The following is a 14755-nucleotide window of genomic DNA, read 5'->3' as shown; positions in this document are numbered from 1 at the left end:
TCAGTACGATGAACGGATCTCTCGCTCGGCGACAACAGGTCGGCGAGTCACGGAAGGAATCACGCAGATGAGCGTCCGCTTCGAGGCCAGCTGGTGCGGAAGCGATCTGGGTGGCCATCGTTCCTGCCCCAACACCTACGACTACTACCCCCACGATTCCTTGCCGCCGTTGGACGAACGAAGGTTCAAGGGGGCCTTCGAATGGCTCGGTGAGGACACCGGAACCTCTGCGGACCGCGTCACCGAGCTTCGAACAGTGACCGAGGAACTGGACCGGACGGGGCTTTCGCTCCCCCAGGACTTCTCCACTTACTTCACTTCGGCGAACCTTCCAGACATCTTGGGCGACCAGTCGCTGACTTGCTGCTGGAGCAGCCTCTCCAAGCCGATACCCAGTCCGGTCGAGCCCGGCGCCTTCCTCGTCCGCTTCTTCCGCGACCAGCAGGACTGCGTCCTTTGGTACCTCTACCTGCGACCCGGCCACTCGGCCTTCGTGGTGCACTCTCACCTTGAGTACGAGTACGAGTACGAGGCCCACGACAGCGGCGGCGAGTTCAACGGGAACAGTGACATCGAAGACTTGGACGAGCAGATGGAGGCTCTCCAGTACTGCGCTCCCACCTTCGAGACGTGGGCTTACCGCTTCTGGATCGAGAACTGCATCAGTGAGACCCTCGACGGCGGCGCCGAATCATCACTCGACGACGAGCAACGTGCCTACGTCAACCACTACAAGCCTTCTCATCGGTAGGCGCCGCAGCCCGACCAGCCTGTCCCAAGGTGACCGCACCGAGTCAGGCGCCTCACTTTTGCCGGCCCGGCCCCTGGCGTCTGCCCAGTGCGACGACCGTTCCTTCGAACGAAATCTCGATAGCATCGCATTGCTCGGATGAGGCACCGAGCCTGACGAATCGAGTGAGTCCATGAGCGACGACGTGCTCTCGGTCATTCCGACCGACCCGTACTGGCAGCCCGACCAGGCCGCAGCGGACCGCGCTGCCGCGATCGTCACGGACCTTGAGCCCGGAGCCCCCGACGACGTCGAGGTCGAGGTCACCTGGCACGACACACTCACAGTGGTTGACTGCGGCGAGAACCTGGAAAGGATCGGCTGTCCCCACTGCGGAGCGTCGATCGACACCGAGTGGTGGGCAGATCTGCTGGAGACCCACGGTGAAGACGGCTTCGCAACGCTTGCAGTCCGCGTCCCCTGTTGCCGCGCCGAGACCTCACTCGAGACGCTGGAATACGACTGGCCCTGCGGCTTCGCCCGTTTTGAGATCGCCATCTGGAATCCCGAGCGTATCCAGTTCAGCAACAGGGAGCTAACCGCCCTTGCTGACGCGCTCGGGCACCCTGTCCGTCAGATCAGGGCCCACATCTGACGGCTCAACCCACCACATCTGGCTGGCGGACTTCGATCCGGCAGTACGCAGGCTCTTTGCCCAGCCGTGCTGTTCGTTGGCCCAACCCAGCGCCCGGGCCGATGTCACTCGGCCTCCTCTGCCAGTTGACTCTCTGCCTGACGAGGCGACCACCGGCGCCTATCGTCCAGGACCCCCGCCAGGACCACGGTATTCCCCGTGCACCAGTACACGAGTCGATAGGGGCCGAACCTTAGCCTGTGCAAGTTTTCCCGGCCCGGGAAGCGTTGACTATCGACACCGTTAAAGCGAGGGTTCTGGTCGCGACTCAGTAGCTTATTGAGGAGATCGATGGCGTCATTTTCTGGAATATCCGCCAGCCGACTTCGCGCATTGTCCGTCATGATGAAACGGTGATTGAGCCGCCGCCCGAGATAGTAAGGGCGAAAATTATAAGGGTACGCGTAAGAGAAACTGTAACTCACACACCCCTCCCTTCCATCAAACTGGCAAGAATATCGACCATCTTGGTCGTTTTGTCGCCTTGGTGCTCTACTGCCTCTCGTGCGAGGAACTCATCAGCGGCCGCCTGAAGAGCGCGATAGTCCTCCATTGAAACTATTGCCGCGATCGGATTCCCTTCTCTCGTCAATACGGTGGACATGCCAGCAGCCGCCCGGTCAAGCAGCTCGGGGAGTTTCCGCCCTACGCCGGGGAGTTCGAGCGTGTCATCCAGACTCGAAATTATCTCCGGGGCCTCCTCTCCACCCCCCAAGCTTTCGACGAGAAGCGTGGCGAATCGGTGATGTTCCTCCTGCACCATCGCCCAAACTTCGGCTGCAGAGATCTGAGACCCATCCATGGTCTCTGTGGAACCTCCCTGAATCATTTCCTCCGAAGTAACGCCCTGGGCTACACCCGCGGATCTCACCCGCCTGAGGACAGTTTGCTCTATCTCTCGGGCAACAAGAGTGGCGGACGTGACATGTTCAAGGACCCAGCCACGGTTCACGTGGGCAGTAATACGCCCGCTCGAACCAACGCCGACCTTCACCGCATTGAACGACGCGTGAGATATTACATAAACCTGCTGTGCCGTGAAGAATGGGGAACCGCCCGAATGTAGGAGGTTTGAGGCCGTTCTCAACATGTTGTACGCGGCTTCTGCATTCGCGTCGAGCTGTTGCCGAGTGAGTCCCCCGGTGTTCGGCACTATCTCGGTGCGGTAGACATTTTCCGCACGCATCTTGGCCGTCTTCGCCTTGGCCTCAAGTCGTTCCCAATCCACAGGTGTCCTCCCCGGTCCTGCAAGTCCTCACGCTGAAGGAGGATTTTAGTTCGCAGCGATGTGGCTGGGCTCAGAAGGGTGGTCAAGTCACGGTCGGGCCTGGGCCACCGCTCACGGGAGCAACTCGTTAGACCCTACGAGCAGGTGATGTGGGGCGTGTCGCGGGCTGCGGTGCGGGTGGACGGCAAATGGCCTGCAGATGCGAGGTCCCACGGTCGCCTCTGAGCCGGTGAGGCCAATCCTCGCTCTCGGTGAGCCCTCACCGGCCCGCGTGGCTGCCCGCTGCTCAACAGCCACGCCGCTGCGGGTGCTCAACGAGTCCGGATTCACGCCTTCTTGCAGGAATCACTGCCCATGGATTCGCGGACCCTACAGCTGACGGCCCGGCCGCCGCCGGTGCGTGTCGGCCGGCTCACCGGGTGCGGCCCCCGTGGCCGAGCGCGGCGCCCGAGACCGCGTCGATCAGGACGCGGTTCCCGAGCGGCCGGGTCAGCGTGACGGGGACCGTCGCCTTGAGCATGATCGCGGGGCAGGCCTCGCCCCCGCGAAGCGTCGCGCCGGGCAGGATGCGGCCGCCGCGCACCACCGTGTCGGCCCCTTCCAGGACCTCGACGGCCACTCCGCCGTCGCACGCCCCGTGCCCGGCGTCCACGGTGAACGCCGTGCCGGCGCCGTCCACGGCTCCGTGGCCGAACAGTTCGGCGGCGCCCTCGCCGACGGGCCTCAGGGGCCCGATCGGCGGCTCGGCCGGCCGGCGTCGGCCAGGGCGACCAGGGCGAGGGGTTCCTCGTACCCCTCCAGGCCGAAGAACCACACCGGCACCCGGGCCGGGCCGCGGCTGGTGTTCAGGGTCAGCTCGCCGGGGCGGGCGCCCGTGACGGTCAACGGGTGTTCCCCCGCCGGGGTCTTACCGGTGAGCTTCTCGTACGTCGCGGCCGCGCTCAAGCGGCCGGGCGGATGGCAGTTCCGGCTCCGGTTCCGGTTCCGGTTCCGGCTCCGGCTCCGGCTCCGGCGTCGGTTCCGGCTCCGCTCAGGCCTGGGACACGGCGCCGGGAGCGCCGTCGGACACGGCCGCCGTCTTCGCCATCGCGGCCGCCGCCCGCCGCATCCCCTCCGTCAGTTCCGCCGGGGTCGCGGCCGACGCGGGGTCGAAGAGCCACTGGAGCATGAACCCGTTCAGTAGGGCCTGGTAGAAGGCGCCGGCGGTCCGCAGGTCCTCCTCGGTCAGGTCCTCCTCGGGTACGCCGGTGAACATCGAGACCAGCCCCCTGCGCCCCTCCCCCTGCGAGGCGGCGAGCATCGTGCGCAGTTCCTGCATCCGGCCCCCGGCGAGGGCGATCTCCATGCTGGCCGACCAGATCGGACCGGACTCCTCGTGCCCGGCGTGCACCCCGTCCCACACGGAACGGAAGCGTTCCAGCGAGCCGCCCTCGCCCTCCACCTCGCCCGTGAAGCGGTCACCCCACTCCTGGACGACGGCGACGAACGCCTCCGTCATGAGGGCGTCCTTGGAGCCGTAGTGGTAGCCGATCGAGGCCAGGTTCGCGCCCGAGGCCTTGACGATGTCGCGGGCGGTCGTGCCCACGAAACCCTTCTCGAGCAGGCACTTCTTGGCGCCTTCCAGCAAGTCTTCGCGATGTCCCATGCCGTCACGGTAGCCAAGACACCCGTCCAAGACAAACGTCCTACACGGCCGTTCTATACAGACGTACTAGACAGATGTTTATGACGCTTGTACATTGCTGCTCATGACGAACCCCGCAGCACGCCTCGCCGGTCGCCGGGAATGGACCGCCCTCACCGTTCTCCTGCTCCCCCTGCTCCTGGTCTCGATGGACGTCTCCGTCCTCTACTTCGCCATCCCGGCCATCACCCGGGAGCTGGACCCCAGCGCCACCCAGCAGCTCTGGATCTTCGACAGCTACGCCTTCGCCCTCTCGGGCCTGCTCATCACGATGGGCTCGCTCGGCGACCGGATCGGCCGCCGCAAGCTGCTGCTGACCGGCGCGGCCGCCTTCGGGCTCGCCTCCGTCGCCGCCGCCTACGCCTCCAGCGCCGAAATGCTCATCGCGGCCCGGGTGCTGCTCGGAATCGGCGGCGCGACCCTGATGCCTTCCACGCTCGCCCTCGTGCGCAACCTCTTCCAGGACGAGCGGCAGCGCGGCAAGGCCATCGCGATCTGGTCCGGTGCCATGACCGGCGGCATCGCCCTCGGCTCGGTCATGAGCGGCGTGATGCTGAACCACTTCTGGTGGGGCTCCGTCTTCCTGATCAACGTGCCCGCGATGCTGCTCCTGCTGGTCCTGGTCCCCGTACTGGTCCCCGAGTTCAAGGACCCGGCGCCCGGCCGCTTCGACCTGCTGAGCGTGCCGCTGTCGATGGCCGCCGTGCTCCCGGTGGTCTACGGCCTCAAGGAGATCGCCGCCGGGGGCCTCACCCCGTTCCACGCCGGCTGCCTCGCCGCCGGCCTGGCCTTCGGGTGGCTCTTCGTCCGCCGCCAGCGCACCCGTGACGGCGCCATGGTCTCCCGGGCCCTCTTCCGGGAACGCGGCTTCGGCGCCGGCATCGGCCTGAACACGATCGCCGCCTTCGCCATGATGGGCTCGGCCTACTTCACCACCCAGTACCTGCAGTCGGTGCTCGGCATGGGCACCCTGGAAGCCGCCCTCTGGAGCCTCGCCCCCTCGGTCGTCATCGGCGCCGCCGCCCCCGTCGGCGCGGCCCTCGCCCAGAAGACCGACCGGGCCTACGTCGTCTCGGGCGGCTTCGTCCTCGCCGCCGCCGGGTTCGCCCTGATCAGTCTGGTGGACACCGACTCACTGTGGCTGCTGCTGGCCGGCGCCGGGATCCTCGCCTCCGGCATCGTCACCGTGATGTCCCTGGTCGCGGACATGGCGCTCGGCTCCGCCCCCGCCGAGAAGGCCGGCTCGGCCGCCTCCCTCCTGGAGACCGGCCAGGAGTTCGGCGGCGCCCTCGGGATGGCCGTCCTGGGCAGCCTGGGCACGGCCGTCTACCACTCCGACCTGGCCGGGTCCGAGCCCGCCGTACGGGAGACCCTGGGCGGGGCCGCGGCCACCGCCCAGGAGCTCGGCGGCGCGGCCGGCGGGCAGGTCCTGACGGCGGCCCGGGAGGCCTTCGTCCACGGAATGCAGTACGCGGCCTGGGGCGGTACGGTCCTGCTCCTCGCGGCGGCGGTGCTCGCCGCGGCCCTGCTCCGGGGACGCGGAGCCCCGGCCCCGGCCCCGGCGGAGCCGGCCCCGGCGGAGCCGGCCCCGGCCGGCGAAGCGCTCGCGCGCTGAGCGGCGTAGCGGGGCGGGACACACGAAAGGGCCCGGGGTCTCCCCCGGGCCCTTCGCGTCAGTCTGCTGCCGAAGCGTCAGCCGAGGCTGACCGTACGGGCCGAGACGGCGCCGATCTCGGTGGCGATGTCCGCGAGGACGTTCACCGGGGCCTCCGCGTCGACCGTGAGGACCGCGAGGGCCTCGCCGCCCTCCTCGGCGCGGGCGACCTGCATGCCCGCGATGTTCAGGCCGGCCTCGCCGAGGATGCGGCCGACGGCGCCGACCACGCCCGGACGGTCGGCGTAGCGCAGGACGACCATGTGGTCGGCGAGCGCCAGGTCCACGTCGTACTCGCCGATGCCGACGATCTTCTGCAGGTGCTTCGGGCCCACGAGCGTGCCGGAGACCGAGACCTCCTGGCCGTCCGACAGGGTGCCGCGGACGGTCACCACGTTGCGGTGGTCCGGGGACTCCGAGGAGGTGGTCAGGCGGACCTCGACCCCGCGCTCCTGCGCGAACAGCGGGGCGTTGACGTAGGAGACCGTCTCGTCGACGACGTCCTCGAAGACACCCTTGAGCGCGGAGAGTTCGAGCACCTTGACGTCGTGCTGGGTGATCTCGCCGCAGACCTCGACGTCGAGGCGGACCGCGACCTCGCCCGCGAGGGCGGTGAAGATGCGGCCGAGCTTCTCGGCGAGCGGCAGGCCCGGACGGACGTCCTCGGCGATGACGCCGCCCTGGACGTTGACCGCGTCGGGCACGAGCTCACCGGCGAGCGCGAGGCGCACCGACTTGGCGACCGAGACACCGGCCTTCTCCTGGGCCTCGTCCGTGGACGCGCCGAGGTGCGGGGTGCAGACGACCTGGTCGAGCTCGAACAGCGGGGAGTCCGTGCAGGGCTCCTTCGCGTACACGTCGAGGCCGGCGCCGGCCACGCGGCCTTCCTTGATGGCCGAGTACAGCGCGGCCTCGTCCACGATCCCGCCGCGGGCGGCGTTGACGATGCGGACGGACGGCTTGACCTTGTGCAGGGCCTCGTCCCCGATGAGGCCGAGGGTCTCGGGGGTCTTGGGCAGGTGCACGGTGATGAAGTCGGCGACCTCGAGGAGCTCGTCCAGCGTCAGCATCTTGACGCCCATCTGGGCGGCGCGCGCGGGCTGCACGTAGGGGTCGTACGCGACGATCTTCATGCCGAAGGCCGACATGCGCTGGGCGACCAGGACGCCGATGCGGCCGAGGCCGACGACACCGAGGGTCTTCTCGCTGAGCTCGACACCCGTGTACTTGTTCCGCTTCCACTCGCCGTTCTTCAGGGCGGTGTTGGCCTGCGGAATGTTGCGGGCCGTCGCGACGAGCAGGCCACAGGCCAGTTCGGCGGCGGTGACGATGTTGGAGGTCGGAGCGTTCACGACCATCACGCCGGCCTTGGTGGCGGACGAGACGTCGACGTTGTCGAGACCGACGCCCGCACGGGCGACGACCTTCAGCTTCTTGGCGGCGGCGATGGCCTCGGCGTCGACCTTGGTCGCGGAGCGGACCAGGATCGCGTCGACGTCCACGATCGCGGGGAGCAGCTCCGCGCGGTCGGCACCGTTGCAGTGACGGATCTCGAAGTCCGGGCCGAGCGCCTCGACAGTGGCGGGCGACAGCTCTTCGGCAATGAGTACGACAGGTTTCGAGCTCACGTGGGTCCTCACAAGTCCAGTGCGGACGGCCGTCCCGACGGCCGCAGGCGGTGGAGGGGGGTAGCCGCGTGGAAGACGCACGACACTGTGGGCCTGACGCGTTGTGTTGAGCAGTGTAGTGGCGGATCAGGAACGGAATTCCGCCTGTACGGAAGGATCACCCGCACGAGATTGGCCAGGGTGGACAAGCGGTCCCCCCGGAGGCCCCTCGGGGCCCGCCGTACGGGTGGTTCCACCGATGTGCCGCGGGGCCGGGACGCACCGTCCCGGCCCCGCGGCGAGCGGATCAGCTCTCGTCGTTGTCGACCCAGCTCATCAGCTTGCGGAGCTTCTTGCCGGTGGTCTCGAGCAGGTGCGCCTCGTCGGCGCTCTTGTACTCGTTGTACTTCGGCAGGCCGGCCTTGTACTCGGCCATCCAGGTGTTGGCGAACTCGCCGCTCTGGATCTCCGCGAGGACCTTCTTCATCTCGGCCTTGGTGGCGTCCGTGATGATGCGGGGACCGGTGATGTAGTCGCCCCACTCGGCGGTCTCGGAGACCGACCAGCGCATCTTCTCCAGGCCACCCTCGTACATGAGGTCCACGATGAGCTTCAGCTCGTGCAGGCACTCGAAGTACGCGATCTCGGGCTGGTAACCGGCCTCGGTCAGCGTCTCGAAACCGGCCTTCACCAGCGCGGAGGCGCCACCACAGAGAACGGCCTGCTCACCGAACAGGTCGGTCTCGGTCTCCTCGGTGAACGTGGTCTTGATGACGCCGGCGCGCGTGCCGCCGATGCCCGCCGCGTACGACAGCGCGAGCTGGAAGGCGGAACCGGTGAAGTCCTGCTCGACGGCGGCGATGCAGGGCACGCCGCGGCCTTCCTCGTACTGACGGCGAACCAGGTGACCCGGGCCCTTCGGGGCGACCAGGGCGACGTCCACGTTGGTGGGGGGCTTGATGAAGCCGTAGCGGACGTTGAAGCCGTGGCCGAAGAAGAGCGCGTCGCCCTCTTCCAGGTGCGACTCGATGGAGGCGGCGTAGATCTCGGCCTGGAGCGGGTCCGGGGTCAGGATCATGATGACGTTCGCCCAGGCCGCGGCCTCGGCGACGGGCAGGACCTTCAGGCCCTGCTCCTCGGCCTTGGCCTTGGACTTCGAGCCCTCGTGCAGGCCGACGACGACGTCGACGCCGGAGTCACGGAGCGACAGCGCGTGGGCGTGGCCCTGGCTGCCGTAACCGATGACCGCGACCTTGCGGCCCTGGATGATGGACAGGTCGGCGTCGTTCTCGTAGAACAGCTCGGCCACTGGGATATCTCCTTGGTGCGCTGGTGTTGCTCCCACCGTACGGCGGGGAACGGAATACGTGGTTCTCGGTCTCGCCATACGAGCGAGCGAGAAACGAACGGGCGGGGCACGACCGGGCCGGTGACACCGGCCCGGGCGGGCTCAGGCGCTGCGGTCGAGCGCGCGCAGGCTGCGGTCCGTGATGGACCGGCCGCCGCGCCCTATGGCGATCGTCCCGGACTGGACGAGCTCCTTGATGCCGAAGGGCTCCAGCATCTTGAGCATCGCGCCCAGCTTGTCGGTGCCGCCGGTGGCCTCGATGGTGACGGCCTCCGGGGAGACGTCGACGGTCTTGGCGCGGAACAGCTGGACGATCTCGACGATCTGCGAGCGCGTTTCGTTGTCGGCGCGGACCTTCACCAGAACGAGTTCGCGCTCGATGGCGTTAACGTGCTCCAGCTCGACGATCTTGAGCACGTTGACCAGCTTGTTGAGCTGCTTGGTCACCTGCTCCAGCGGGAGGTCCTCGACGTTCACGACGATGGTGATGCGCGAGATGTCGGGGTGCTCGGTGACACCGACCGCGAGGGAGTCGATGTTGAACCCGCGTCGGGAGAACAGCGCGGCGATCCGGGCGAGGATGCCGGGCGTGTTCTCGACCAGGACGGAGAGCGTGTGCTTGGACATGTGAGTCGTTCTCTCTCTCGGCTCTCTCGGCTCAGTCGTCTTCGTTGTCGCCGAAGTCGGGGCGGACGCCCCGTGCGGCCATGACCTCGTCGTTCGAGGTGCCGGCGGCGACCATCGGCCACACCATGGCGTCCTCGTGGACGATGAAGTCGATGACGACCGGGCGGTCGTTGATCGCGTTGGCCTCGGCGATGACCTTGTCCAGGTCGGCCGGGTCCTCGCAGCGCAGTGCCACGCAGCCCATGGCCTCGGACAGTTTGACGAAGTCCGGGACGCGGGTGCCCATGCGGGGGGCGGCCGACTCGCCGAGCTGGGAGCCGACGGCCGTGTCGGTGCCCGTCTCGCCCGCGTGCAGGACGGTGTTCGAGTACCGCTGGTTGTAGAACAGGGTCTGCCACTGGCGGACCATGCCCAGCGCACCGTTGTTGATGATCGCGACCTTGATCGGGATGTTGTTCAGGGCGCAGGTGGCCAGTTCCTGATTGGTCATCTGGAAACAGCCGTCGCCGTCGATCGCCCAGACGGTGCGCTCCGGCATGCCGACCTTGGCGCCCATCGCGGCCGGGACCGCGTAGCCCATGGTTCCGGCGCCGCCGGAGTTCAGCCAGGTGCGGGGCTCCTCGTAGTTCACGAAGTGCGAGGCCCACATCTGGTGCTGGCCGACGCCGGCCGTGTAGATGGTGCCCTTCGGTGCCAGCTGGCCGATCCGCTCGATGACCTGCTGGGGGGAGAGCGTGCCGTCCTCGGGCAGGTCGTAGCCCAGCGGGTAGGTGTCGCGCCAGCGGTTGAGGTCCTTCCACCAGGCGGTGTAGTCGCCGGCGTTGCCGTCGTTGGCCTCGGCCTGGACGGCCTGGATCAGGTCGGCGATGACCTCGCGGGCGTCACCGACGATCGGGACGTCCACGGCGCGGTTCTTGCCGATCTCGGCCGGGTCGATGTCCGCGTGGATGACCTTGGCGAAGGGGGCGAAGCTGTCCAGCTTGCCGGTGACGCGGTCGTCGAAGCGGGTACCGAGCGCGATCAGCAGGTCCGACTTCTGGAGCGCGGTCACGGCGGTGACGGCACCGTGCATGCCGGGCATGCCGACGTTCTGCGGGTGGCTGTCCGGGATGGAGCCCAGGGCCATCAGGGTGGTGACGACCGGGACGCCGGTGAGCTCGGCGAGGACCTTCAGCTCGGCGGTCGCGCCGGCCTTCATGACGCCGCCGCCGACGTAGAGGACCGGCCGCTTGGCGGCGGCGATCATCTTGGCGGCCTCGCGGATCTGCTTGGCGTGGGGCTTGGTCACCGGCCGGTAGCCGGGGAGGTCCTGGCTCGGCGGCCACGAGAAGGTGGTCCGCGCCTGCAGGGCGTCCTTGGCGATGTCGACCAGGACCGGTCCGGGGCGGCCGGTCGAGGCGATGTGGAAGGCCTCGGCGATGGTCCTCGAGATGTCCTCGGCCCTGGTCACCAGGAAGTTGTGCTTGGTGATCGGCATGGTGATGCCGACGATGTCCGCCTCCTGGAAGGCGTCGGTGCCGATGGCCTTGGAGGAGACCTGGCCGGTGATCGCGACCAGCGGCACGGAGTCCATGTGCGCGTCGGCGATCGGGGTGACCAGGTTGGTGGCGCCGGGGCCGGAGGTGGCCATGCAGACGCCGACCTTGCCGGTCGCCTGGGCGTAGCCGGTGGCGGCGTGGCCGGCCCCCTGCTCGTGGCGGACCAGGATGTGGCGGACCTTCGTGCTGTCCATCATCGGGTCGTAGGCCGGGAGGATGCAGCCGCCCGGAATACCGAAGACGGTGTCGCACCCCACCTCTTCGAGAGAGCGGATGAGGGACTGCGCACCCGTGACGTGCTCAACTGCGGCGGTCTGGTGTCCGCCGGTACGGGCCCGCGGCTGCGGATGGTGGGCCCCGGTGGCCTGCTCGGTCATCGGCATTCTCTTCTCGAAGCTGAGGGTTTTACGAGGAGGGTTTTACGAGATTCGACGTTGCCAGTGCAACAAAAAACCCCTCGTGCCGGGAGGCAAGCGAGGGGAGCGCGTCGGGTGCGTTGAGCGGGGACATGCTGGTCCCAGCTTCAGCCGACGCGCTTTCCAAGTACGAGAATTCGGGTGCGCATGGCATTGACCCTCCCTCTGGCGGGAGGGTGATGTCAAGCGGGTGGGACGGGCGTCTCATTATGTGAGCCTCTGTGGATAACCATCGAGCCACCTGGCGAACCACCGGCCAACGCGGGTTGGGCCGAACCGCCCGGTACTGGGAACGTACCGCGCACGAGCGCTCGCCGCAGCCTGTACTCGTCCAGAGGGCCGGAGAAGGCCATTCCCTGCCCGTGGCTGCAGCCCATCGCACGCAGTGCCATGACCTGCTCCGGGAGGTCGACGCCCTCCGCCACCGACTGCATGCCGAGGTCGTTTGCGATCCGCAACAGACCTGCGGTGATCTTGTGGAGCCGGGGGGATTCCACGACCCCCTCGACCAGGCCGCGGTCGAGCTTGAGCATGTCCACGGGGAGCCGGCGCAGCGCACTGATGGCCGCGTAACCGCTGCCGAAGCCGTCCAGGGCGATCAGGACCCCGAGCCGGCGCAGCGCCGCCAAGCGGCGCTCCAGGTCGTCGAAGGGCACCCTGGGGTCGGAGACGGCGAGCTCCAGGACGAGCGCGCCCGACGGCAGCCCGTTGCGGGTCAGCAGGGCTTCCACCGAGCCCAGCGGCATCGACCGGTCCAGCAGCCGCTGTGCGGTCATCCGTACGGCCACGGGGACGTCGTGCCCGGCCCGGTGGCGCTCGGCCGCCTGCCCGACGGCCTCTTCCAGCAGCCAGCGCCCCAGCTCGGCGGTGCGCGACGCGTCCGGCACGGCCGGATGCCCGCCCTCGCTGTACTCGGCGACCCTCAGGAACTCGGCGGGGGTGAACAGGATCCCCTGGGCGGAACGCCACCGGGCCTGGGCCACCACGGCCGAGATCTCCCCCGAGGCCAGGGAGACCACGGGCTGGTGCAGCAGGGCGAACTCTCCCTCGTGCAGCGCGGTGCGCAGCCGCCCCGCGAGCTCGGCCTTGCGGACGACCTCCGCCTGCATCTGGGGCGCGTACATCTCGACCCGGTCCTTGCCGCCCGCCTTGGCCCGGTACATCGCGAGATCCGCGTTGCGCATCAGGTCCGAAGGGGTGATGCCGGGGTCCGCGAAGGCCACGCCGATGCTGGCGGCGACCCGGACCTCGCTCCCGGCGATCCGGTAGGGCTGGGCAAGGGTGGTGCGCAGCCGGTCGGCGATCTCGTGGACCTGGTACTCGCGGGCGCTGCGGTCGCGGTTGCCGTCGCCCAGGATCAGCGCGGCGAACTCGTCGCCGCCCAGGCGGGCCGCGGTGTCCCCCGCCCGGACCGAGTCCTGGAGCCGGCGGGCCGCCTCGATGAGCAGCTCGTCACCGGCCTGGTGGCCGATGGTGTCGTTGACCGCCTTGAAGCCGTCGAGGTCGATGAAGAGCACGGCGGTGCTGTGGTCCCCGGCACGCCGGCCGGTGAGGGCCTGGCGGACCCGGCGGGTGAACAGGGCCCGGTTGGGGAGGTCGGTGAGCGGGTCGTGCTCGGCGCTGTGCTGGAGCTGCGCCTGGAGCCGGACCCGCTCGGTGACGTCGCGGCTGTTCAGGATGAGGCCGCCCTGGTGGCGGTTGACGGTGGACTCCACATTGAGCCACTCGCCGGCGCCCGATCTGAACCGGCACTCGATGCGGGTGGTCGGTTCCTCGGTGGGCGGCGCGGCCAGGAAGCGGCGCACCTCGTGCACGACGCGGCCCAGGTCCTCCGGGTGGATCAGGGTGGCCAGCTCGGTACCGACCAGCTCTTCCGCCTCGCGGCCGTAGACCCCGGCGGCGGCGGGGCTGACGTAGCGCAGGGTGCCGGTGGGCGCGGCGATCATGATGACGTCGCTGGAGCCCTGGACCAGGGAGCGGAAGTGGTTCTCCTTCTGGGCCAGTTCCTGGGTCAGGGCGATGTTGTCGAGCAGCATGATGCCCTGGCGGATGACCAGGGCGAGCACGACCGTGCAGCCCGTGAAGACGACGACCCGGTCGACCTTACGGCCGTCCACCACGTTGTAGAGGATGCCCAGCGTGCAGACGGCCGCCGCGAGGTACGGGGTGAGGGCGGGCAGGGAGCCGGTGATGGGGCGGCTGTGCGGGCGCTCGGCGCGCGCCTGGGCGACGGGGTCGGGACCCGGGTGCAGCCGGCGGGCGCCCCAGGGCGCGTAGGCGAGGAGGAGTGATCCGGCGAACCAGCCGGCGTCGAGGAGCTGGCCGGACTGGTACTCGGCGCTGAGCAGCGGCGAGGTGAACAGCGCGTCGCTCAGCACGGTCAGGGCGAGGGCCGCGATGGCCGTGTTCACGGCGGAGCGGTTGGTCTCGGAGCGGCGGAAGTGCAGCACCAGCACCATCGAGACGAGCGCGATGTCCAGGAGCGGGTAGGCCAGCGAGAGGGCGGCGCGCGGGACGCTGCCGGGGGCGCCGGACTGGGCGGTGCGCGCGGCGTGCGCGAGGGCAAGGCTCCAGGAGAGGGTGAGCAGGGAGCCGCCGATGAGCCAGGAGTCGAGGCCCAGGCAGACCCAGCCGGCTCGGGTGACCGGGCGCTTCGCGAGGACGAGCAGGCCCACGATGGCGGGCGGCGCGAAGCAGAGGAAGGCGAAGTCGGCGAGGGAGGGCTTCGGCACGTCCTCGCCGAGGACCACCTCGTACCAGCCCCAGACCGCGTTTCCGCAGCAGCCCATGAGCGAGGAGAACGCGAACAGCAGCCAGGCCGGGCGCTCCCGGCTGTCAATGGCGCGGGCGTAGGTGAAACAGGAGACCGCGGCGAGCAGGCCGGCCGCGCTGAGCCCGAAGTCGCCCATGATCTCGGCGAGTTCCTCGGAGCCCCAGCCGAGTGCGGCGCCCACGCCGTACCCGCTGCTGACCACCGCGAGGAGGAGCTGCATCGCCAGCCCCCTGGCGCCTCTGCCACCGCCGCCTGCGAGGGGCTGGCGGGTCAGCAGCGCCGCCCCCGGGGTGCTCACCGGTCCCCCTCGCTGGCTGGTTCCGGCGCGGCCCAGTCCCGGCACCGTCGCCTCCGGCGGCTTCGCCGCATCGGATCCTTCGTCCATTGGCCGTGCATCGCCCGTCGCCCCCCAAAGTGTCCGATCACTCCCCAGCGCCAGACGTTCGTGGCGCAGCC

General features: G+C 68.9%; 12 protein-coding genes. 3 read left to right on the top strand and 9 right to left on the bottom strand.

The window, feature by feature from the left end; all coding sequences use genetic code 11:
• Positions 1–67 precede the first annotated feature (67 nt).
• Entirely contained in the window at positions 68–751 is a 684-nt protein-coding gene (locus ACFYM0_RS29355) for a hypothetical protein (protein WP_388506580.1), read from the top strand.
• Between the two features lie 172 nt (positions 752–923).
• Positions 924–1385, top strand: coding sequence for a hypothetical protein (locus ACFYM0_RS29350; RefSeq protein ID WP_388506578.1), 462 nt, complete (start codon positions 924–926; stop codon positions 1383–1385).
• Between the two features lie 460 nt (positions 1386–1845).
• Here ACFYM0_RS29350 and ACFYM0_RS29345 read toward each other — a convergent pair whose 3' ends face one another.
• The 4 genes from ACFYM0_RS29345 to ACFYM0_RS29330 form a co-directional block, all read right to left on the bottom strand.
• Positions 1846–2652, bottom strand: a complete 807-nt coding sequence (locus ACFYM0_RS29345) for a type II toxin-antitoxin system Phd/YefM family antitoxin (RefSeq protein ID WP_388506577.1) — start codon at positions 2650–2652, stop codon at positions 1846–1848.
• A 412-nt stretch (positions 2653–3064) separates the two neighbouring features.
• A complete protein-coding gene (locus ACFYM0_RS29340) occupies positions 3065–3331 on the bottom strand; it encodes a hypothetical protein (protein ID WP_388506575.1) in 267 nt (88 codons plus the stop codon).
• Positions 3332–3375: 44 nt separating this feature from the next.
• A complete protein-coding gene (locus ACFYM0_RS29335; RefSeq protein ID WP_388506573.1) occupies positions 3376–3597 on the bottom strand; it encodes a hypothetical protein in 222 nt (73 codons plus the stop codon).
• An 85-nt stretch (positions 3598–3682) separates the two neighbouring features.
• Positions 3683–4297: a TetR/AcrR family transcriptional regulator gene (locus tag ACFYM0_RS29330; RefSeq protein WP_388506571.1), complete on the bottom strand. Its 615-nt coding sequence runs from the start codon at positions 4295–4297 to the stop codon at positions 3683–3685.
• A 103-nt stretch (positions 4298–4400) separates the two neighbouring features.
• Between ACFYM0_RS29330 and ACFYM0_RS29325 the strand changes: the two genes are divergently transcribed.
• Complete coding sequence (locus tag ACFYM0_RS29325; protein ID WP_388506569.1) at positions 4401–5951, top strand: MFS transporter; 1551 nt, start codon at positions 4401–4403, stop codon at positions 5949–5951.
• A 77-nt stretch (positions 5952–6028) separates the two neighbouring features.
• Here ACFYM0_RS29325 and serA read toward each other — a convergent pair whose 3' ends face one another.
• The 5 genes from serA to ACFYM0_RS29300 all read right to left on the bottom strand — a co-directional run bounded on the left by serA (position 6029) and on the right by ACFYM0_RS29300 (position 14597).
• Positions 6029–7618 (bottom strand): phosphoglycerate dehydrogenase, encoded by a 1590-nt coding sequence (serA, locus tag ACFYM0_RS29320; protein WP_388506568.1) that lies wholly within the window; start codon positions 7616–7618, stop codon positions 6029–6031.
• A gap of 286 nt (positions 7619–7904) precedes the next feature.
• The gene (gene ilvC / locus ACFYM0_RS29315) at positions 7905–8906 is read right to left on the bottom strand and encodes a ketol-acid reductoisomerase (RefSeq protein WP_243337812.1); all 1002 of its coding nucleotides are present in this window, start codon (positions 8904–8906) and stop codon (positions 7905–7907) included.
• 141 nt (positions 8907–9047) lie between these two features.
• A complete protein-coding gene (gene ilvN / locus ACFYM0_RS29310) occupies positions 9048–9572 on the bottom strand; it encodes an acetolactate synthase small subunit (protein ID WP_266904165.1) in 525 nt (174 codons plus the stop codon).
• 31 nt (positions 9573–9603) lie between these two features.
• Positions 9604–11493, bottom strand: a complete 1890-nt coding sequence (locus ACFYM0_RS29305) for an acetolactate synthase large subunit (protein WP_327255089.1) — start codon at positions 11491–11493, stop codon at positions 9604–9606.
• 215 nt (positions 11494–11708) lie between these two features.
• On the bottom strand, positions 11709–14597 hold the full coding sequence (locus tag ACFYM0_RS29300; RefSeq protein ID WP_388506566.1) for a putative bifunctional diguanylate cyclase/phosphodiesterase: 2889 nt from the start codon (positions 14595–14597) through the stop codon (positions 11709–11711).
• Positions 14598–14755: the final 158 nt, after the last annotated feature.

It is taken from the genome of Streptomyces sp. NPDC006487, assembly GCF_042870555.1.
Classification (GTDB): Bacteria; Actinomycetota; Actinomycetes; order Streptomycetales; family Streptomycetaceae; genus Streptomyces.
Note: the sequence above shows the minus strand (reverse complement) of the source record. Positions and strands in the feature narration are given on the sequence as shown.

What these genes read in the sequence shown, in the direction of transcription:
- ACFYM0_RS29350 (WP_388506578.1), top strand. Translation starts at nt 924, where the DNA reads ATGAGCGACGACGTGCTCTCGGTCATTCCGACCGACCCGTACTGGCAG.
- ACFYM0_RS29330 (WP_388506571.1), bottom strand. Translation starts at nt 4,297, where the DNA reads ATGGGACATCGCGAAGACTTGCTGGAAGGCGCCAAGAAGTGCCTGCTC.
- ACFYM0_RS29325 (WP_388506569.1), top strand. Translation starts at nt 4,401, where the DNA reads ATGACGAACCCCGCAGCACGCCTCGCCGGTCGCCGGGAATGGACCGCC.
- ACFYM0_RS29355 (WP_388506580.1), top strand. Translation starts at nt 68, where the DNA reads ATGAGCGTCCGCTTCGAGGCCAGCTGGTGCGGAAGCGATCTGGGTGGC.
- ilvN (WP_266904165.1), bottom strand. Translation starts at nt 9,572, where the DNA reads ATGTCCAAGCACACGCTCTCCGTCCTGGTCGAGAACACGCCCGGCATC.
- ACFYM0_RS29305 (WP_327255089.1), bottom strand. Translation starts at nt 11,493, where the DNA reads ATGCCGATGACCGAGCAGGCCACCGGGGCCCACCATCCGCAGCCGCGG.